13 protein-coding genes and 13 tRNA genes are annotated in these 20,388 nt (G+C 41.8%); 14 read left to right on the top strand and 12 right to left on the bottom strand.

Annotation, left to right across the window (positions count from 1 at the left end; genetic code table 11):
• Positions 1–58: 58 nt before the first annotated feature.
• The 5 genes from ACROAE_RS11260 to ACROAE_RS11240 all read right to left on the bottom strand — a co-directional run bounded on the left by ACROAE_RS11260 (position 59) and on the right by ACROAE_RS11240 (position 5,094).
• Positions 59–961: a chemotaxis protein gene (locus ACROAE_RS11260; RefSeq protein WP_432401741.1), complete on the bottom strand. Its 903-nt coding sequence runs from the start codon at positions 959–961 to the stop codon at positions 59–61.
• 237 nt (positions 962–1,198) lie between these two features.
• The gene (locus tag ACROAE_RS11255) at positions 1,199–1,678 is read right to left on the bottom strand and encodes a protein-tyrosine phosphatase family protein (protein WP_432401739.1); all 480 of its coding nucleotides are present in this window, start codon (positions 1,676–1,678) and stop codon (positions 1,199–1,201) included.
• A gap of 11 nt (positions 1,679–1,689) precedes the next feature.
• On the bottom strand, positions 1,690–2,976 hold the full coding sequence (locus ACROAE_RS11250) for a DEAD/DEAH box helicase (RefSeq protein WP_432401737.1): 1,287 nt from the start codon (positions 2,974–2,976) through the stop codon (positions 1,690–1,692).
• Between the two features lie 77 nt (positions 2,977–3,053).
• The gene (locus ACROAE_RS11245; RefSeq protein WP_432401735.1) at positions 3,054–3,557 is read right to left on the bottom strand and encodes a methylated-DNA--[protein]-cysteine S-methyltransferase; all 504 of its coding nucleotides are present in this window, start codon (positions 3,555–3,557) and stop codon (positions 3,054–3,056) included.
• 37 nt (positions 3,558–3,594) lie between these two features.
• Positions 3,595–5,094 (bottom strand): DNA-3-methyladenine glycosylase 2 family protein, encoded by a 1,500-nt coding sequence (locus tag ACROAE_RS11240; RefSeq protein WP_432401733.1) that lies wholly within the window; start codon positions 5,092–5,094, stop codon positions 3,595–3,597.
• A gap of 258 nt (positions 5,095–5,352) precedes the next feature.
• Between ACROAE_RS11240 and ACROAE_RS11235 the strand changes: the two genes are divergently transcribed.
• On the top strand, positions 5,353–7,182 hold the full coding sequence (locus ACROAE_RS11235) for an ABC transporter ATP-binding protein (protein WP_432401731.1): 1,830 nt from the start codon (positions 5,353–5,355) through the stop codon (positions 7,180–7,182).
• 206 nt (positions 7,183–7,388) lie between these two features.
• Here ACROAE_RS11235 and ACROAE_RS11230 read toward each other — a convergent pair.
• The 6 genes from ACROAE_RS11230 to ACROAE_RS11205 all read right to left on the bottom strand — a co-directional run bounded on the left by ACROAE_RS11230 (position 7,389) and on the right by ACROAE_RS11205 (position 8,022).
• Positions 7,389–7,464, bottom strand: a tRNA-Val gene (locus ACROAE_RS11230).
• Between the two features lie 31 nt (positions 7,465–7,495).
• Positions 7,496–7,571 (bottom strand) — tRNA-Val (locus ACROAE_RS11225).
• Between the two features lie 31 nt (positions 7,572–7,602).
• Positions 7,603–7,678: transfer RNA gene (locus tag ACROAE_RS11220), tRNA-Val, on the bottom strand.
• Between the two features lie 42 nt (positions 7,679–7,720).
• Positions 7,721–7,796: transfer RNA gene (locus tag ACROAE_RS11215), tRNA-Val, on the bottom strand.
• 32 nt (positions 7,797–7,828) lie between these two features.
• Positions 7,829–7,904 (bottom strand) — tRNA-Val (locus ACROAE_RS11210).
• 42 nt (positions 7,905–7,946) lie between these two features.
• Positions 7,947–8,022, bottom strand: a tRNA-Val gene (locus ACROAE_RS11205).
• 385 nt (positions 8,023–8,407) lie between these two features.
• Here ACROAE_RS11205 and gltX point away from each other — a divergent pair.
• The 13 genes from gltX to ACROAE_RS11140 all read left to right on the top strand — a co-directional run bounded on the left by gltX (position 8,408) and on the right by ACROAE_RS11140 (position 19,113).
• A complete protein-coding gene (gene gltX / locus ACROAE_RS11200; protein WP_432401729.1) occupies positions 8,408–9,817 on the top strand; it encodes a glutamate--tRNA ligase in 1,410 nt (469 codons plus the stop codon).
• Between the two features lie 104 nt (positions 9,818–9,921).
• A tRNA-Ala gene (locus tag ACROAE_RS11195) sits at positions 9,922–9,997 on the top strand.
• A gap of 621 nt (positions 9,998–10,618) precedes the next feature.
• A tRNA-Glu gene (locus ACROAE_RS11190) sits at positions 10,619–10,694 on the top strand.
• 489 nt (positions 10,695–11,183) lie between these two features.
• Positions 11,184–11,259: transfer RNA gene (locus ACROAE_RS11185), tRNA-Glu, on the top strand.
• Between the two features lie 284 nt (positions 11,260–11,543).
• A tRNA-Glu gene (locus ACROAE_RS11180) sits at positions 11,544–11,619 on the top strand.
• 309 nt (positions 11,620–11,928) lie between these two features.
• Positions 11,929–12,004: transfer RNA gene (locus tag ACROAE_RS11175), tRNA-Glu, on the top strand.
• A gap of 134 nt (positions 12,005–12,138) precedes the next feature.
• Positions 12,139–12,214, top strand: a tRNA-Glu gene (locus ACROAE_RS11170).
• 36 nt (positions 12,215–12,250) lie between these two features.
• Positions 12,251–12,326 (top strand) — tRNA-Ala (locus ACROAE_RS11165).
• A gap of 373 nt (positions 12,327–12,699) precedes the next feature.
• Positions 12,700–13,719, top strand: coding sequence for a TRAP transporter substrate-binding protein (locus ACROAE_RS11160; protein WP_432401727.1), 1,020 nt, complete (start codon positions 12,700–12,702; stop codon positions 13,717–13,719).
• Between the two features lie 72 nt (positions 13,720–13,791).
• Positions 13,792–14,445, top strand: a complete 654-nt coding sequence (locus ACROAE_RS11155; RefSeq protein ID WP_432401725.1) for a TRAP transporter small permease — start codon at positions 13,792–13,794, stop codon at positions 14,443–14,445.
• A complete protein-coding gene (locus tag ACROAE_RS11150; RefSeq protein WP_432401723.1) occupies positions 14,445–15,842 on the top strand; it encodes a TRAP transporter large permease in 1,398 nt (465 codons plus the stop codon). The genes ACROAE_RS11155 and ACROAE_RS11150 overlap by 1 nt, the downstream gene beginning before the upstream one ends.
• Before the next feature lie 98 nt (positions 15,843–15,940).
• A complete protein-coding gene (locus ACROAE_RS11145; RefSeq protein WP_432401721.1) occupies positions 15,941–17,737 on the top strand; it encodes a sensor histidine kinase in 1,797 nt (598 codons plus the stop codon).
• Positions 17,738–17,739: 2 nt separating this feature from the next.
• Positions 17,740–19,113, top strand: a complete 1,374-nt coding sequence (locus ACROAE_RS11140) for a sigma-54-dependent transcriptional regulator (protein ID WP_432401719.1) — start codon at positions 17,740–17,742, stop codon at positions 19,111–19,113.
• On the opposite strand, the gene ACROAE_RS11135 is transcribed toward ACROAE_RS11140, so the two are convergent.
• Entirely contained in the window at positions 19,110–20,345 is a 1,236-nt protein-coding gene (locus ACROAE_RS11135) for an MFS transporter (RefSeq protein ID WP_432401717.1), read from the bottom strand. The two genes, ACROAE_RS11140 and ACROAE_RS11135, sit on opposite strands and share 4 nt — an antisense overlap.
• Between the last annotated feature and the right edge of the window lie 43 nt (positions 20,346–20,388).

Below are 20,388 nucleotides of genomic sequence, written 5' to 3'. Positions count from 1 at the left end.
GTTGTTAAACATGTTGCAAGCCCAAGGCTATAGAAAATATTGATGTTTTTACTGTTTATCAAACAACTTGTTTTGTTTGAGCGCCGCGCAACATAGCGTCAATCAACTCTTTGGCATCAAACTTAGTTAATGCTTCATTAGCCCCAACTTGCTTAGCCTGACTCACGCTGATCTCACTAGATAATGATGTGTGCAGGATAATATAAGCATTGGCGATATCGGGATTATTTTTAACTTCGAACGCGAGTTCATAACCATCTAAGCCAGGCATTTCAATATCACTGACAAGTAAATCTATCGGCGCACGCTCTTTTGCAGCTTGCAACATCATTTGCAATGCTTCGTGGCCGTCTGATGTCACTTGGTAGGCAATGTTGATTGAATCTAATGCATCAGATAACTGCTTACGAGCCACTTTTGAATCATCGACTAAGAGAATGCGTAACGGTTTGAGTTTCTCTCGTTGAACGTCGGTCAAAATAGCGCGATTAGTGATGGGATCGTCAGGAAATATTTTTGATAATAATAACTCTACGTCAAGAAGCTGTACTAACTTGTCATCAAACCGAGTCACTCCAGTTAAAAAAGCATTTTTGCCTAAATTATCTGAAGGTGCCTCAATGTTGCGCCAATTACACTCAATGATTTTATCGATTGCTCGCACTAAAAAACCAATCACCATGCGTTGGCAATCGGTAATGATGATGTAACAATCTTGACGTTCTTGATCTGTCACAGGCTTAAAGCCAATGCCAGCAGCCATATCAATAACAGGAATCGTCATGCCACGGATTGTTGCTGCGCCCATAATAGCGGGATGAGAATGAGGAATTTTGGTTAACGGCGTATACGGAACAAGCTCACGAATTTTTAAGGTTCCCAATGCAAACTGTTGGGTTTGGTTCAACCTAAAAAGCAATAGACCTTGCGATTGATTCGCTTTGCTCATTTTTGGACTCATCGTTTCCCCTTGTTCACACGTTTATCTTTTTCACTATAGCATTTATCGCCAAAGTTTAGCGTGCCTTTAACACATACGGATCACAATACAAAAAAATTCACAGTGATGACGATTTCACAAAAAATAAAGGGAAACATTGAGATAAATCTTAACGATCTATCTTGATGTTTCCCTTACACTCAATGTTGAGTGTGTATTCAATCTGTTTGCAAGTACCTTAACAAACAGAATGACTTATTAATTTGATGCTGACTGTAACTCATAAAGCACATCATAAACAAATTGATCCCAGCCATCTGCATCAAATGCTAAACCACTGGCATTACGCACCTGGCTTACTGCATGTACAGGGGCGGCACCATTTTCCATCATGTAATACGCCATCACCATTTCGGTGCGGTTAATACCAGAGCGACAATGCAATAATACCGGTAATCCCTCAGCTTCACATTGACGAATAAAGGCCAAAATTTGCGGCAAAATTTCCGCACATACCGCTAAATCTTGCGGTTTAGGTGGAATGTTGTCTGGTAAATTAAAGACCCTATGCTTTAAACCTAATTGTGCCATGGCAGCAGTATCACAGCCTTCACCATTGTTTAATGATGCAATCGCGCCAAACCCGGCTTGCTTTAACTCTGCTAAGTCCCATGCATCTTTATTAGGACCACTTCGCCCTGCGATTTGATCATCAACTAACCAAAAAATATGTTTCATATTACCTACTACTAATCTGGTTTTTTAGCCCAAATATCAACATTAATTGGGGGTGACTTTTTGCGTTTTTTCTTACCTGTACCTTCCGCTTTTGCAACGGGTTTAGGTTGTTCTAACACAACATCAGGCATATTCTCGTCGGCTTCGAATCCGCCAACTTGTTCACGTTCAAGACGAATTTTATTCTTTTTCTCAATAACTGAGAAATGATGATACTCATCATGCGATAACAAGGTTAACGCTAAACCGACCTCTCCTGCACGGCCACTTCGGCCAATGCGATGCATATAATCTGCTGGACTGCGTGGTAAGTCAAAATTAATTACTACGGGCAGTTTTTCAATGTCCAAACCCCGCGCCGCAATGTCGGTTGCAATCAATACCTGTATCTCTCCAGCTTTAAAGCTTTCGAGTACTCGACTACGTGCACCTTGCGCTTTATCACCGTGAAACACTTCAGCGCTAATGCCACGTTTAGCCAACTTTTGCGCTAAGTGATTACAGCTATTTTTAGCACTGACAAAAATCAATACTTGGCGCCACTGATGTTCTAGTAATAAATGCGCAAGCAAAGCGGTTTTCTTCTCGCGGTTAACCGTCATAACACGTTGTACCAGAGTACTTGCTTCAGCGCTTTGTAACTGTACTTCTAAAGGCTCAACCAATAACGCTTGAGTTAACTGGCGCACTTCTTCAGGAAATGTGGCTGAAAACAGCAGTGTTTGCTTTTTCTTTGGCAGTAAGGCGATAAGTTGCGATAACTCTTCAGTAAAGCCCAAACTGAGCATTCTGTCGGCTTCATCAAGCACTAATGTGGTCACTGCAGATAACTTAATCGCATTGGATGACACTAAATCTAATAATCTACCAGGTGTTGCCACAACAACATCAGCACCGCCACGTAAAGCGAGCATTTGAGTATTAACCGATACACCACCAAACGCAGCAACCACTTTGATGTCGCCATTTAAGTGCACGGCATAAGATTTAAAACTGTCGGCGACCTGTTTGGCAAGCTCGCGTGTCGGCACTAATACCAAAGCACTGACAAAGTTTCCTTTGGTGGCATTAACATTGGTGCGTTTCATTAACTGCTGCAATATCGGCAATGCAAACGCTGCGGTTTTACCTGAGCCAGTATTAGCGCCTGCTAATAAATCTTTGCCCGCTAAAATACTGGGTATTGTGTGGGCTTGAATCGGCGTAGGCTGAAGATATTGAAGCTCTGCCAATCGAGCCAACAACGGAGTGTTTAGGCCAAATTCTGCAAAGGTGGTAGCTAATGAAGCTTGTGTCATGGATCTGATGCGCTCAACAATGGATAACAATCGGACATTTTACCGCACTTTGGCGCATCAGTCAGATTAATTACGATTTATTCGCTCGCTTCTAGGTTAAGCAACCATTGCTTCATGTCCAGACCATAAGCATAACCGGTTAACTTACCACCTTTACCTATCACACGGTGGCACGGAACAATAATAGCGATAGGATTAGCGCCATTAGCCGCACCAACGGCCCTTACCGCTTTGGGCCGACCTATGATATTGGCTATATCGCTGTAACTGCAGCTTTCACCAAAAGCCAGTTCACTTAATGCTTGCCACACTTGTTGTTGAAACTCAGTACCTTTGGCGGCTAGCGTGACACTAAACTGCGGCCTTGTGCCAGAAAAATACTCTGCTAACTGCTGGATTGTCACCTCAATATGTCGTTTTGCTTCAGCGGTTAATGAGTCATCTTCGTGATGATTCATTAACGTTGTCGATGATTGAATCATCACATCTGCACAAATCAGCGCTAAATCATCAACTTGTAAATGGGTTAAACCATGCTCGGATGCTTTGAGCGAAAGCAAACCCACTGGGCTAGAAACCATAGCGTGTATTCTTAGGGGAGCAATTATTGGCATCATTTTACTCTTCTGTTGGGTTCAGTGGGTCTTCATCCCATAACTGAAAGGTTAAATAACTGCCCCAAGGGCTGGCAAGTTGGCTAATTTCTTTGGCTATTTTGGCATATATTTTAGTTGATTCAATAGGTTTGTTAGCGAGTTGATGCAACGCATAAAGGCGATTTTTTATCACCAAATCTGTGGCTAAAAATACATTGGGGTCACTTAAGCCTCGCATTTGAGCATAAGCCACCGTCCATGGACCAATACCTTTAACCGCTAGCCAATCTTGTGGTGTAGAGTCTGGATATTGCTCAACAAATTGGCCCAAAGCAATCAATGCGAGTTTACGTGCGCCAGGCATTTTTAACTCATCAAGTGAGGCTTGGGCGATGACTTGGGGTGAAGGAAAGAGTCGCCACGTTTTGCCGTTTATGGTGAGTGCGTCACCATAATACTGCACTAACGTATTGAGTAACTTAGTCGCTTGCACCACACTGACTTGCTGCCCTAAAACCGCCCTACATGCAGCTTCAAATACATTACCTGTGCCAGGGATCCGTAAACCAGCATCCACTTTAGCCCCTAGAGATGAAATAGGAACGAATGCTTTTTCAATGACCTGCATATCTGCATCCAAGTCGAATATAGACCTGATTTTGGTAACAATTTTGTGCAAATGCTTCACGTCGTCTACGTTAACAAAATAAATGCTCACATCAAGTTGCGATTTTTGGGCATTCGGACTCACCGAAAAGACACCGTTAACACCAAAGAACGAAAAGCTTCTCGCATAACCGCCGTTTCCATCAATGGCCTCCATGTGTTCGACTTGGCGAAAAGCATAAAAGCGATTCATTTTTTGCCAATTAAGTGGCGGTCGATAGGCTAAGGCGATCTGAATAGGGTTCACTGACATGACTTCATTATCCGAATGGATTTTCGTTAGTGTCAGTGTATTATGCTGTTTGCGTAAATCTGATGGTGTAAGCATAAGCTCTTGTTTAAATACTTCATTAAAACGTCGAATACTATTAAAACCTGCCGCCATAGCGACATCAGTCATAGATAATGACGTTTGATGAATAAGTTGTTTTGCAAACATCAATTGCTGATAAATCGCAAACCGTTTAGGCGAGGTGCCGACACCTTGATTAAAAAGCTGGCTTAAATATCGACTAGTGATCCCAAGCCGATCAGCAAGCTCAGTGATCGTTCCTGCATTATCACCACTTAAAAATCCCTGCTCAATTAATGTAATGGCGCGATTTAATGTGGTGTCAGTACCCCGCCAAGCATGCGAACTGGGTGCGCTATCGGGACGACATCTAAGGCAAGGTCGTAAACCTGCATTAGCGGCTTTTATTGCAGAATCAAAATAGCGGACGTTTTTTTCATGAGGGGGCGGAGCCGGACAAATTGATCGACAATAAATCCCTGTTGTTAGCACTCCGGTAAAGAATTGACCATCAAAACGTGCGTCGCGACTAAGCCTAGCCTGCTGGCATACTTGTGCTGTCAATGTGCAATCTACTGAAGCCCCCATCAATTGGCATAACCTATACCTGCAACTGAATAAAAATAAAAAGCATATTGAACATTCATCTTAAGAGTCTCGTATAACGTGCCATTGGGTTATTTTACCTAAGGCAAAGTACCACACCTAGCGGAAAACGGAACTCAATCGCATTTGTATACGGTAACAATTTAACCCATTACATTTGTCATTTTTACGTTATCCTATGCACCAGAAATCTCACTAACCATGTTAGAGCAATAGATGTTTAAATTTTTTGAATCCTTGACCCAAGCTTTACCACCAGAAGAACCGACTCAGCCGCCGAATACCTTGTACGCATTCTGTCGTCATTATACTCGCGGGTTTGGTTGGCCATTAATTGTGATGTCTGTACTCACGGCAATGCTTGCCATTCTCGAAGTGTCGTTATTTGGATTTATGGGAAAATTAGTTGATTGGTTAGTCACTAAGAACCCACAGACATTATGGCAAGATGAACATGTAACCTTAATTGGTATGTCCATTATTGTAATATTTGTTATCCCTTTTTTAGTCTGGTTGCATGCATCCATTGTCTATCAAACGTTGCTCGGCAACTACCCAATGGCCATTCGCTGGCAGGCACACCGTTATTTACTTAAGCAGAGTATTTCGTTTTATCAGGACGATTTTGCTGGCCGCGTAGCCACTAAAGTGATGCAAACCTCGCTAGCTGTGCGCGAAACAGTCATGAAATTATTAGATGTGCTGATGTACATTTTGATTTATTTCACCTCGATGTTAGTCATGATTGCCAGCGCCGATGTACGCCTTGTATTACCTATGCTGATTTGGTTAGCCGCCTATGTTGCTATTCAATGGAAATTAGTGCCTAAACTAAAAGCTGTAGCCACTGAGCAAGCTGATGCCCGTTCAACAATGACGGGCCGTATTGTTGACAGTTACACCAATATTTCCACCGTAAAATTGTTTTCTCATACCAAGCAAGAAGCGGATTATGCGCGCGACAGTATGAGCATTTTTTTAAACACGGTTTATGGCCAAATGCGTTTAGTCACAGTAATTAACGTGTTAGTTCAAATCATTAATTATTTATTGGCATTCACTATCACTGCTGTTTCAATTTGGCTATGGGCAGACAGTGCCATTACCGTTGGCGCAATAGCAATTGCTGTGAGCTTAGCGCTGCGTTTGAACGGCATGTCTCAATGGATTATGTGGGAAATTAGCTCGTTATTTGAAAATATTGGTACCGTAACTGACGGCATGAATACTTTGTCAAAACCCATTGCGATTCAAGATAAACTAGATGCAAAGGACATTGTTGTTAACCACGGTCAAATTGATTTTAACCAGGTAAGTTTTCATTACGGTGAGAAAAAAGGGGTTATCGATGCGCTTGACTTACATATTAAACCAGGTGAAAAAGTCGGTTTAGTGGGTCGTTCAGGTGCAGGAAAATCGACATTAGTGAACTTACTGATGCGTTTTCATGATGTCGAGCAGGGACAAATTATTATTGACGGCCAACCATTAACGGACATTACTCAAGATTCATTACGTGCCAACATTGGCATGGTGACTCAAGATACATCACTATTACATCGCTCGATTCGCGAAAATATTCTTTATGGCGATCCACACGCTAGCGAAGAAAAATTGATGGCCGCAATTACTCAAGCCCAAGCATTTGATTTTATTGATACGTTAACGGATCCTTTCGGTAATAAAGGCTTAGATGCACAGGTTGGTGAGCGCGGCGTTAAGCTGTCTGGTGGTCAACGCCAGCGTATCGCAATTGCAAGAGTCTTACTTAAAAACGCCCCGATATTATTACTCGATGAAGCCACTTCAGCGCTCGACTCAGAAGTCGAAGCAGCTATTCAAGAGTCTTTATACGAATTAATGGAAGGTAAAACAGTTATTGCGATTGCCCATAGGTTATCCACCATTGCAGCAATGGATCGTCTGATTGTATTGGACCAAGGTAAAATTGTAGAACAAGGCTCTCATCAAGAGCTGATTAAAGCTAATGGAATATATTCACAACTCTGGTCACATCAAACTGGTGGTTTTTTAGGGTTAGATTAATGTCATAATTTTCAGCGTTGTAACACCAGAAAGCCATTCTATTTGAGTGGCTTTTTTACGGCCAAAATATGAAGAAAATTATCAGTACAATTGAATTGTAACAATCGGATTAGAATAATCTAAACAAAATTTAATTACCAAAATGAGATATGAGTTTCTTAAATATGGAAGGATATTGACTAAATTTGAGGGCATAACGAAGAATATGGTGGTCGCTACTGGGCTCGAACCAGTGACCCCCTCCTTGTAAGGGAGGTGCTCTCCCAGCTGAGCTAAGCGACCTGGGATATAACGTAGATATTATGGTTTGATATGGTGGTCGCTACTGGGCTCGAACCAGTGACCCCCTCCTTGTAAGGGAGGTGCTCTCCCAGCTGAGCTAAGCGACCTGGGATATCAAACTTTAAAAAGCATAAAATATGGTGGTCGCTACTGGGCTCGAACCAGTGACCCCCTCCTTGTAAGGGAGGTGCTCTCCCAGCTGAGCTAAGCGACCTGGGATATTTTACGTTTGAGTCCGACCTTTCTATTGGAGAAATGGTGGTCGCTACTGGGCTCGAACCAGTGACCCCCTCCTTGTAAGGGAGGTGCTCTCCCAGCTGAGCTAAGCGACCTGGGACTCTACACATCATTTTATCAGATTACATGGTGGTCGCTACTGGGCTCGAACCAGTGACCCCCTCCTTGTAAGGGAGGTGCTCTCCCAGCTGAGCTAAGCGACCTGGGATGTAATCAACATAAGAATATCTTCATCAATGAAGATATGGTGGTCGCTACTGGGCTCGAACCAGTGACCCCCTCCTTGTAAGGGAGGTGCTCTCCCAGCTGAGCTAAGCGACCTCATGCTGTGTGGGGCCGTATTATAGGGGGCAAGTAAAACCTGTCAACGCTTTTTAATTAAAAAAATGTCAGTCGACCTAAAATTGTTCGCTTTGATGCTTTGTTAATCAATAGATTGTTATAGATTATTTATATTCATAATCAAACTTGAATTGATTAATCGCTCTTATAAATAGCAATAACAAACTTTGTATTCAATGGCCAAAATGGATTACTATCGTCAAGCATTCAAGCCTATTCTTTTCACAATAGATTAAGTAAATTTAAAAACTACCTCAGGTTTGCCCCCCTCACCATTTCAACTACTGAATTTGACTGTTAGAATAGCAGCACATTTTTTTGTTTGTCTTTATTTAGACGTTTATAAATAGGTTAGTGTCCGATTATGACTACTAAGACGCGTTTTGCTCCAAGTCCAACAGGCTTTCTTCATGTAGGTGGTGCTCGTACTGCACTTTATTCATGGTTGCACGCACGTGCTAACAATGGTGAATTCGTGCTTCGTATTGAAGACACTGACATTGAACGTTCAACTCAAGAAGCATGTGATGCCATTCTTGATGGTATGAACTGGTTAGGACTAACATGGGATGAAGGCCCTTATTACCAAACTAAACGTTTTGATCGTTACAACGAAATTATCGAGCAAATGCTAGATACCGGCACTGCATACAAATGCTATTGCTCGCGTGAACGCATTGAGAGCATGCGTGAAGATCAGGCTGCGCAAGGTTTGCAACAAAAATATGACGGTTGTTGTCGTAACCTTGCACCTCGTGACACTGACGAACCTTTTGTCATTCGCTTTAAAAACCCAATTGAAGGCAGTGTTATATTTGATGATCACGTTCGTGGTCGAATCGAAATTTCTAACGATATGCTTGATGATTTAATCATTAAGCGTACCGATGGCGTACCGACCTATAATTTCTGTGTTGTAGTAGATGACTGGGACATGGGTATTACCTGCGTTGTACGCGGTGAAGATCATATTAATAATACGCCACGCCAAATCAATATCCTTAAAGCATTAGGCGCACCGATCCCTGAATATGCACATGTGTCGATGATTCTAGGTGACGATGGCGCCAAGCTATCTAAACGTCATGGTGCTGTGGGCGTTATGCAATACCGTGATGATGGGTATCTACCAGAAGCACTATTAAACTATCTTGTTCGCTTAGGTTGGTCTCATGGCGATCAAGAAATATTTTCAATGGAAGAGTTGAAAACGCTGTTTAAGTTAGATGATATCAATAAAGCTGCTTCAGCTTTTAATACTGATAAGCTCATTTGGTTAAACCAACATTATATCAAGTCTCTCGATCCTGTTTATGTCGCATCACATTTGCAATGGCATATGGAAGATCAGAAAATTGATACTAGTAATGGTCCAGCGTTAACTGAAATTGTTACCGCATTATCTGAACGAGCAAAAACATTAAAAGAATTAGCCGCTTCAAGCCGTTACTTCTATGAAGATTTTGATAACTTCGATGAAGCACAAGCTAAGAAGCATCTACGCGGCGTGGCACTAGAGCCTTTAACATTGTTCAATCAAAAGTTATCTGAACTAAATGATTGGAGTGTAGAGAATATTCACAACGTTATTGAAGCGACAGCGACAGAACTTGATGTGGGCATGGGTAAAGTCGGTATGCCTTTACGCGTTGCGGTTACTGGCGCAGGACAGTCTCCTGCGTTAGATTTAACCTTGTTCTTAATCGGAAAAGAAAGATCTGCACAAAGAATATCCAAAGCGATTGAATTTGTAGCAGATAGAATAAATTCCTAAAAAACGAGTTGACACTTTTGGGTATGCTGCATAGAATGCGCCTCGCAGTTGAGACATGATGTTAGATTTTTTCTAGTAGCATATTCAAAAGCATTAAGTAAGACGGGGTTATAGCTCAGCTGGGAGAGCGCTTCGCTGGCAGTGAAGAGGTCCACGGTTCGATCCCGTGTAGCTCCACCACTTACTTAACAGTCTTTAAGTAGATAATTAGCATTGATGTTTAGCCTACAGACATTAATGAGTATTCACTCGATACAGAGTATAACGTATCAATTGTGTCCCATTCGTCTAGAAATAGAGATTAGGACATCGCCCACTTGGTTTATAAAGAGTCGGCGGTAACAGGGGTTCGAATCCTTAGGATTTTGTGCTTCATTATAGGTAATTAGCACTGGTGTTTAGCCTACAGACACTAGTGAGTATTCACTCGATACAGAGTATAACGTATCAAATGTGTCCCATTCGTCTAGAAATAGAGATTAGGACATCGCCCACTTGGTTTATAAAGAGTCGGCGGTAACAGGGGTTCGAATCCTTAGGGTTTTGTTCTTCATTATAGGTAATTAGCACTGGTGTTTAGCCTACAGACACCAATGAGTATTCACTCGATACAGAGTATAACGTATCAAATGTGTCCCATTCGTCTAGAAATAGAGCTTAGGACATCGCCCACTTTGATTTATAAAGAGTCGGCGGTAACAGGGGTTCGAATCCTTGTTGATTTGTAGCAATTAGCACCAATGTTTAGCCTACAGACATTGATGAGTATTCACTCGATACAGAGTATAACGTATCAAATGTGTCCCATTCGTCTAGAGGCCTAGGACACCGCCCTTTCACGGCGGTAACAGGGGTTCGAATCCCCTATGGGATACCATATTTAAGATGGTTGAACATAATTCGAAACGTTTGTTTTAGAAAATGCGTTTAATGATCTATATAGCATCGATGTTTAGCCTACAGACATCAATGAGTATTCACTCGATACAGAGTATAACGTATCAAATGTGTCCCATTCGTCTAGAAATAGAACTTAGGACATCGCCCACTTTGGTTTATAAAGAGTCGGCGGTAACAGGGGGTCGAATCCTTAGGGTTTTGTGCTTCATTATAGGTAATTAGCACTGGTGTTTAGCCTACAGACATTAGTGAGTATTCACTCGATACAGAGTATAACGTATCAAATGTGTCCCATTCGTCTAGAAATAGAGATTAGGACATCGCCCACTTGGTTTATAAAGAGTCGGCGGTAACAGGGGTTCGAATCCTTAGGGTTTTGTGCTTCATTATAGGTAATTAGCACTGGTGTTTAGCCTACAGACATCAATGAGTATTCACTCGATACTGAGTATAACGTATCAAATGTGTCCCATTCGTCTAGAGGCCTAGGACACCGCCCTTTCACGGCGGTAACAGGGGTTCGAATCCCCTATGGGATACCACTTTCTTGAGTGGTTGACTGTAAAGTTAACGATTCGATAGCACCAATGTTTAGCCTACAGACATTAGTGAGTATTCACTCGATACAGAGTATAACGTATCAAATGTGTCCCATTCGTCTAGAAATAGAGATTAGGACATCGCCCACTTGGTTTATAAAGAGTCGGCGGTAACAGGGGTTCGAATCCTTAGGATTTTGTGCTTCATTATAGGTAATTAGCACTGGTGTTTAGCCTACAGACATTAGTGAGTATTCACTCGATACAGAGTATAACGTATCAAATGTGTCCCATTCGTCTAGAGGCCTAGGACACCGCCCTTTCACGGCGGTAACAGGGGTTCGAATCCCCTATGGGATACCATATTTAAGATGGTTGAACATAATTCGAAACTATTGTTTTAGAAAAAGCGTTTAACAATCTAAAAGCACCAATGTTTAGCCTACAGACATTAGTGAGTATTCACTCGATACAGAGTATAACGTGTCAAATGTGTCCCATTCGTCTAGAAATAGAGATTAGGACATCGCCCACTTGGTTTATAAAGAGTCGGCGGTAACAGGGGTTCGAATCCTTAGGGTTTTGTGCTTCATTATAGGTGATTAGCACTGGTGTTTAGCCTACAGACACCAATGAGTATTCACTCGATACAGAGTATAACGTATCAAATGTGTCCCATTCGTCTAGAGGCCTAGGACACCGCCCTTTCACGGCGGTAACAGGGGTTCGAATCCCCTATGGGATACCATATTTAAGATGGTTGAACATAATTCGAAACTATTATTGTTTTAGAAAAAGCGTTTAACAGTCTAAAAGCACCAATGTTTAGCCTACAGACATTAGTGAGTATTCACTCGATACAGAGTATAACGTATCAAATGTGTCCCATTCGTCTAGAGGCCTAGGACACCGCCCTTTCACGGCGGTAACAGGGGTTCGAATCCCCTATGGGATACCATATTATTCAAATTTTAGTTTAGTAATACTAGAATTTGGGGCTATAGCTCAGCTGGGAGAGCGCTTCGCTGGCAGTGAAGAGGTCCACGGTTCGATCCCGTGTAGCTCCACCATTTAATTGGTACCTAATGCATGTATGTGCATAATAAATTAACCACCGAAAGGTGGTTTTTTTATCTTTTTTATTTATATCCTTACTTTAATGACTCATATCAATCCTAATCTGCATATCACATCCTAATTAAATGTGTGACTTTCCACCCATTAAAATAGGCCTACTGTGTGACAATCCACACACAAAATAGCTTCCGCATAACTCACATTAAATTAAAACTAACAAATTCATAAAGATACAAATAATTAACATTGTGGCCCACTGCTTGCTATGTTTTATACATCCTCATAACGCGTTTATGGTTCACTTGTTCTGGGAACATGTGCCCTCCGTGAGGAATATATAACACTAAAAAAAGGAAGCTAAACCTCATGAAAAAATCGACAAGTACTTTTACACACCCATTAAAATCAATAGCAAAACTGGCAACTATCGCCTCAATTCTTGCGGCGAGCTTTAATGTATTTGCAGAGCCTATAGAAATTAAATTTTCACATGTTGTGGCAGAAAATACGCCTAAAGGGCAAATGGCACTCAAGTTTAAAGAATTAATCGAACAACGTTTACCTGGTGAATATGTTGTTAACGTATTCCCTAACTCACAGTTATTTGGTGACAATAATGAATTAGCCGCGTTGTTATTGAATGACGTACAGTTTGTAGCCCCTTCATTATCTAAATTTGAACGCTATACCAAAAAACTGCAAATCTTTGATTTGCCATTTTTGTTTGAAGACATGGCAGCCGTTGACCGTTTTCAACAATCTGAATCTGGCCAAAAGCTACTCAACTCAATGAACCGTAAAGGAGTCGTTGGCTTAGGTTACCTTCATAACGGTATGAAACAATTTTCAGCTAACGACCCACTTACGCTACCAAAAGATGCTAATGGTAAAAAATTCCGCATTATGGCATCCGATGTTATTGCCGCTCAGTTTGACGCTGTCGGTGCCATTCCAGTTAAAAAACCTTTCTCTGAAGTCTTTACCTTACTACAAACTCGTGCAATTGATGGTCAGGAAAATACTTGGTCAAATACGTATTCAATGAAGTTTTATGAAGTGCAAAGCCACATTACTGAAAGTAATCATGCCGTACTCGATTATATGGTCGTTTCATCAAATACATTTTGGAAAGGCCTTTCAGCTGATAAACGAGCTGTATTTAAAACCTCTCTTGATGAAGCAATTGCTCTTGGTAATAAAATTGCAGCAGAAAAGGACAATGAAGACAGACAGGCAATCATTGATTCTAAGCGCTCTAAGTTAGTGACATTAACCCAGGCTGAGCGTCAGCAATGGGTTAATGCTATGAAGCCAGTTTGGGCTAAATTTGAAGGCCAAATCGGTAAAGACATGATTGATGCGGCCGTAGCTGCAAACACGAAATAGTCTTAATACTTAACGTGGTACTGAAATCCAGTATGTTTCAGTACCATCCTTTTCTATTCGAGGAGTATAACCGTGATATCGAGACTATTTGGTTATTTTGAAGAGGGTTTTCTCAACCTGCTCATCACTTTGATGACCCTACTTGTATTTGGTGAAGTGATAGCTCGCTTTTTCTTTAATACCGGTTTTTTATGGATCCAAGAACTGACGCTGACCTTATGCGGTTGGTTTGTGTTATTCGGGATGTCTTATGGCGTAAAAGTGGGTGCACACATTGGGGTTGATGCGTTTGTTTCCAAGCTATCTGGCAAACCTCAAAAAATTGTGGCCATTTTTGCGTGCTTATGTTGCGTTGTATATTGTGCAATGTTTTTAAAGGGCTCGTGGGATTACTTAAGCCAAATGTATCAAATTGGTATTCCAATGGAAGATATCGATTTTCCAGCTTGGTTTATTCATCAATTAGATCCTGATTATGCATGGGAAACATTGCGTATTGATGTAGAAGATGGCGCGGTGCCAATCTGGTTGTCTCAAAGCATCTTATTAATTGGTTTTTCAATGTTAACCTGGCGTTTTGTTGAGTTATTTATTGCCATTTTGAAAAATCAGGCTGTGGGCTTTCAACTGGCAGATGAAGCAAAAGATAGCATGCACCTCATCGACGAAGCAGCGATTTCGGCATCATTAGCACAACAAGAAAAAAATGATAAGGACGCGACATAATGACTATCGCAACGTTATTTATCACTCTGCTTATCTGCATGATGATTGGTATGCCTATTGCGATTGCATTAGGCTTCTCAAGCATGCTGACGATTTTATTATTCTCTAATGACTCACTTGCCTCTATTGTTTTAAAACTTTACGAATCCACATCTGAGCATTACACCTTACTGGCAATTCCATTCTTTATTTTGTCATCAGCGTTTCTGTCAACCGGTGGTGTTGCACGGCGGATCATTGACTTTGCAATGGACAGTGTTGGCCACATTCGTGGTGGTTTAGCCATGGCATCCGTTATGGCTTGTATGCTCTTTGCTGCAGTGTCTGGTTCATCTCCTGCAACCGTAGCCGCCATCGGTTCTATTGTGATTGTCGGGATGGTGCGTGCAGGTTACCCAGAAAAGTTTGCTGCGGGTGTTATCACAACCTCAGGCACATTGGGTATTTTAATTCCCCCTTCTATTGTGATGCTCGTGTACGCCGCAGCAACTGAAGTGTCAGCCGCCAGAATGTTTATGGCTGGGCTCATTCCAGGGCTAATGATGGGCTGTATTTTAATGATCGCCATCTATATTGTGGCCCGCATTAAAAAACTGCCTTCACGCCCTTTCCCTGGTGTTAAAGCACTCGCAATATCAAGTGCTAAAGCAATGGGCGGATTAGCGCTCATTCTTATTGTGCTTGGTTCTATTTACGGTGGTGTTGCCAGTCCTACTGAAGCGGCCGCGGTAGCCTGTGTATATGCATACTTTATCGCAGTATTTGGTTATCGCGATATTGGGCCACTTAAAAATGTGGCATGGCGAAATCCGCGTGAATCTATTATTGGCGCTTCGGTACGTAATATGGGTTATATGTTACTTGCGGTAATCAAAACCCCGGCAGATAAAGAGATCCGTCATGTAGTGCGTGATGGCGCTAAAGTCAGCATTATGTTGTTGTTTATTATTGCCAACGCCATGTTGTTCGCTCATGTTCTGACAACAGAACGTATCCCACACATTATTGCTGAAGCCATTGTCGGCCTTGGTTTACCCGCATGGGGCTTTTTAATCATTGTTAACTTATTGCTGTTGGCTGCGGGTAATTTTATGGAGCCATCTGCTATTTTGCTCATCATGGCCCCAATTTTGTTCCCCATTGCAACTCAGTTAGGCATTGACCCGATCCATTTAGGGATCATCATGGTGGTTAACATGGAGATAGGTATGCTGACACCGCCGGTGGGGCTCAACCTGTTTGTCACCGCAGGGATAACGGGCAAAAGTATGGGGTGGGTTATTCAGTCATGTTTGCCATGGTTAGTTTTACTCCTTGGGTTCTTGATATTAATTACTTACATTCCACAAATTTCACTATTTTTACCTGAATACATCGACAAATTAAACGGCTACTAACTTGATAATTGTCGTATCATAGACGAGCCTTAGGTCACTAAGGCTCGTTTTTATTTAACCCCATTTATAATAATCTGAATCGCCACTTGGGAATTTGCATGTTTTCATTCTCGACTATCAAAAAGCGTAATGTACTGATGAGCATCTTGTTGATCATTGGGTTATTATTGACCCTTAAAATCACTCATTGGTATTTGCTCGATCAAGGCACAAAAAACATTGCGCAACAGTCCGAAAAACAAATAAATGAATTGGTTATCTTTATCGATAATGCGTTGGCACATTACGAGAACATTCCAGCCGTTTTAGCCAAAAACCCCATTTTAGAGCAAGGCCTACTTGACCAACAAAATCCTAAAACGATAGACAAACTCAATGCCTACTTATCTGAGCTGCAATTAGTCACAGAATCGTCTGATATTTATTTAACCGATGCATTAGGTGTTGCCATTGCGGCGAGTAATTGGGAGCAACCAAACTCGTTTGTTAATCACGATTATTCTTTCAGGCCTTACTTTATAGAGGCTATTTCAGGCAAGTCAGGCCGCTATTACGCTGTAGGAACATCATCGAACAAACGCGGGTTTTATTTTGCTAACCCGGTTTATCACAAGGGCGTGGTATTAGGCGTTATTGTCGTCAAAGTCGATATTAGTTTGATTGAGCAACAAAGCAGCGGCATTGCTATTGCGAGCCAATATGAATTTATGATCAGCGACCCTGACAATATCGTGTTTTTGTCTAGTGTCAGCGGATGGCGCTTTAATTCTCTAACGCCATTATCACAAGCTAAACGTTTCGCACTAAACTCGTCAAAACGCTATGCTAATCGCCCTATTGGTGAACTGAGCTTTATGCCTGATTTTGCATTAGGTGAATCCAATACCACGCAGGTCTACCAAATATCTTCCTATGAAGGAAAAGAAAAATACTTAGAACGCCATCAATTGATGCCAAACGCCAATTGGAATGTACACATATTAGCGCCAATGAAGCCGTTATATGAATCATTGCCTCCTATTATGCTGCTTGGGGCTACCCTGTACTTGTTGTTTGCCTTATTTGTTATTTACAGTTTAGAGCGCAGAAAAAACCTTCTCAGAATGCGCCAAGCACAGAATCAACTAGAGCAGCGTGTCAAAGAGCGAACGCTTGAATTAGAACAAGCCAATACTCAACTAAAAGACACACAAGATGAACTCATACAAGCCGCTAAACTCACTGTCATTGGCAGTTTGTCGGCCAGTATTAACCACGAGCTAAATCAACCGCTGGCAGCATTGAGAAGTTATGCGCAAAACACCCAAACGTTTATTGGCCGTAATATGATTGATGATGCCAGCAGTAATATCAAAATAATGATAGAACTGACTGACAGGTTAGCCGATATCATTGGTCAATTTAAAAGCTTTACTCGCAAGTCTCAAGGTAAAGACAATGCCACTGAGATCAGTCAATCAATTGAACAAGCTATTACGATTGTACAACCAGAAATGGACAAACAAGGTATTAAGTTATCGTTAACACTGTTGAAAGGTAAATGCCAAATATGGGGCGACAGTGTCAGATTACAACAAGTGTTAGTTAACTTAATGAGTAATGCTATTGTTGCCATGCAGCAATCTAAAGACAAGCATTTACACATTGAGGTGTACTGCGACACCAAAGTGAACATTAGCATTCAAGACAGCGGTCCTGGTGTGAGAGAAAGCCAAATGAGTAAAATTTTTGAACCTTACTACACCACCAGTGAGCGCCAAGGGCTTGGGTTAGGCTTGTCAATTTCTCAGCGAATCATTGAATCAATGCAAGGTTCAATCACGGTCGAAAATGCACAACAAGGCGGTGCAATTTTTCATATTATCTTACCGCTTTATTTACGTGAGGAAGTGTAAACGTGACCCAAATACAAGACATCAACGACTACCAGGTCATTATTGTTGATGATGAACCCCATATCGGTACCGTATTACAACAGTTATTTAAACTTGAAAACATCAGTGCACTTGCCATTACCGACCCACAAACCATCGCGCGCTACATTACGCCAAACTGGGCCGGTATTGTTATCTCAGACGTTAATATGCCGCAACTCGATGGTTTAAGCCTGCTTCAACAACTAAAAAAGCAAGATAATGACCTTCCTGTTGTATTGTTAACTGGCTTTGGCGACATTGCTATGGCGGTTGATGCATTAAAAAAAGGCGCCTACGACTTTATTGAAAAACCCTTTAACAATGAACATATTCTTGATGTCACCAAGCGCGCATTAGACAAGCGATCGTTAACCTTAGAAAACCGTAAATTAAAACGAGAGCTTGAATCTCATATCGCTCCAGGGCCACGCATTTTAGGCAGAAGCCCAGGCGTAATGAAAATGCGTCACCTCATCGACCAGGTGCTCGACACACCAGCTGACATCATGCTCGAGGGGGAAACCGGTGCAGGCAAAGAATTGGTTGCTCGTTATTTACATGACCATAGCTACAGAAACAAAGCCAACTTTGTTGCCATTAATTGCGGTGCGATCCCAGAAAACCTAATAGAAAGTGAACTCTTTGGCGCCGAATCAGGGGCATTTACCGGTATCGATAAACGTCGTATTGGGAAATTTGAATATGCTAATGGCGGCACGTTATTTTTAGATGAAATTGAAAGCACGCCGATGTCTTTGCAGGTTAAATTGCTCAGGGTATTGGAAGACCGTAAAGTCGAACGATTAGGCTCTAACACACCAATCGATTTAGACATTCGCGTCATTGCCGCCACAAAGTTAAACCTGCAACAGTTATGTGAACAAGGGCAATTTAGACAAGATTTACTCTATCGTCTTAACCTTGTCACTATTGTTATCCCGCCACTGCGAGAGCGCCTAGAAGACATTCCGTTATTGTTTTTACATTTTGCTCGCATTGCATCCGCGCGATACCACAAAGCGTTAATCGCCTTAACACCACAACAAACCATGGTGCTGACTTCGCATGACTGGCCGGGAAATGTTCGCGAGCTACGCAACCTAGCTGAACGTTATGTACTTTTGGGTGCTGAGGCTGCTTTTGCAGGCAATTTAGATAGTCACACCACAATGCACACCAGTATGTCATTACAGCAACGAGTTGAGTTTTTTGAGCGCCTCTTGATAGAAGAAGCCCTTAGCCATAATAAAGGCAGTATAAAATTAACGATGGAACAGCTCGAATTACCGCGTAAAACCTTATATGACAAAATGCGTAAGTTTGATCTTGACCGTAAACAATTTATCGAGAGTTAACTGGCTTTGGATACATCAATAACCTGTTGTTGATGTATCCCTAAACGCCAGATTGCCACTAGAAGCAGTGCTAAAAGACTCATCGATCCGACAACCACTCCATTCCATTCAGCTTCATGCCAAAATAGCATTAAATAAGGCCCTCCCAGAGATGCACCAAGGTAGTAGCAACATAAATATAGCGATGTTGCCTTCGCTCGATGGCTGGTTGCACGGATTGCCACAAACGAATTACAACAACTATGAGTTAAGAAAAATCCGCAAGCACTGATCAAAAAGCCCACCACAATTGCAGCCAACGTATCAACCAGAGTCAACAATGTACCCGCGACCATCAAACATAACGCCACTCTAAATAATGGCATCGAGCCATAGCGCATAATCCATTTTGCAGATAAGTAAGATGCAAAGGTGCCACTTGAATAACATAAAAAAATCAAGGTCGCATTAAAGCGACTTAACCCATAGGGTTCGGCCATGATGTGCAGCTGAATAAAGCTAAATTGATTCACCATCATCATAAATGCTAAGCCACCAATGGCATAAGCAAGCCGCATCTGAGAGTCTGACAGATGAAACATAAAGCCATCTATGTCTTGCTTTATTTTATGCATCAAAGAGACTTTTTGCTTTACCACTGGAGGCTTTATTTCTTTACGCGGCAATAAATATGTTACCAATGCCACCCCCATCAATGTCACCAAAAACACCAAGCCCATAGACGATTGCCACGATAAATTTTGCGCCATTAGGCCACCAAAAATCCGCCCGACAATGCCGCCCATGCTATTGGCCATAATGTAAACAGCTGCCGCTTTTAGCATAAAATTAGGGGCTAATTGCTCTTTGAAATACGCCATCGAAATCGCAGGGACCGCGGCCAACAACACACCTTGCAGTAAACGCACCCACACTAATTCATCGAATGTTTCAGCAAAAATTAATAATATATTCGAGGCAGCGAGTAGCCACAAGCTCACCACGATAGGTGCTAAGCGGCCTATCCGATCAGACAACACAGCATAAAACAATAACGAAAAGGCAAGTGTAAAACTGGTTACTGACAACACTAATGTCGCCTTGGCGCCAGACACGTCAAAATGCTCTGCAATAGATGGCAGCATGCCCTGCACTGTGTACAAATTAATGTAAATCACTACAGAAGCAATACACAATGCCCAAATTAAGCGGGTTTGTGCATGTGAACGATAAGTTGGCGCTAACTCTGTCATAAGCAACCTAAACAGCACATTAGGAGAGAAAACAGATTATTAC

Origin of the sequence: Shewanella sp. MF05960 (assembly GCF_050849305.1) — a bacterium.
Lineage (GTDB): Bacteria > Pseudomonadota > Gammaproteobacteria > Enterobacterales > Shewanellaceae > Shewanella.
This window is presented reverse-complemented; position numbering and strand designations above follow the sequence as displayed.

Excerpts from the sequence above, each read along its gene's own strand:
- ACROAE_RS11135 (WP_432401717.1), bottom strand. The coding sequence starts at position 20,345 with ATGACAGAGTTAGCGCCAACTTATCGTTCACATGCACAAACCCGCTTA.
- ACROAE_RS11150 (WP_432401723.1), top strand. The coding sequence starts at position 14,445 with ATGACTATCGCAACGTTATTTATCACTCTGCTTATCTGCATGATGATT.
- ACROAE_RS11160 (WP_432401727.1), top strand. The coding sequence starts at position 12,700 with ATGAAAAAATCGACAAGTACTTTTACACACCCATTAAAATCAATAGCA.
- ACROAE_RS11250 (WP_432401737.1), bottom strand. The coding sequence starts at position 2,976 with ATGACACAAGCTTCATTAGCTACCACCTTTGCAGAATTTGGCCTAAAC.
- ACROAE_RS11235 (WP_432401731.1), top strand. The coding sequence starts at position 5,353 with ATGTTTAAATTTTTTGAATCCTTGACCCAAGCTTTACCACCAGAAGAA.
- ACROAE_RS11260 (WP_432401741.1), bottom strand. The coding sequence starts at position 961 with ATGAGTCCAAAAATGAGCAAAGCGAATCAATCGCAAGGTCTATTGCTT.
- ACROAE_RS11245 (WP_432401735.1), bottom strand. The coding sequence starts at position 3,557 with ATGGTTTCTAGCCCAGTGGGTTTGCTTTCGCTCAAAGCATCCGAGCAT.
- ACROAE_RS11145 (WP_432401721.1), top strand. The coding sequence starts at position 15,941 with ATGTTTTCATTCTCGACTATCAAAAAGCGTAATGTACTGATGAGCATC.
- gltX (WP_432401729.1), top strand. The coding sequence starts at position 8,408 with ATGACTACTAAGACGCGTTTTGCTCCAAGTCCAACAGGCTTTCTTCAT.
- ACROAE_RS11255 (WP_432401739.1), bottom strand. The coding sequence starts at position 1,678 with ATGAAACATATTTTTTGGTTAGTTGATGATCAAATCGCAGGGCGAAGT.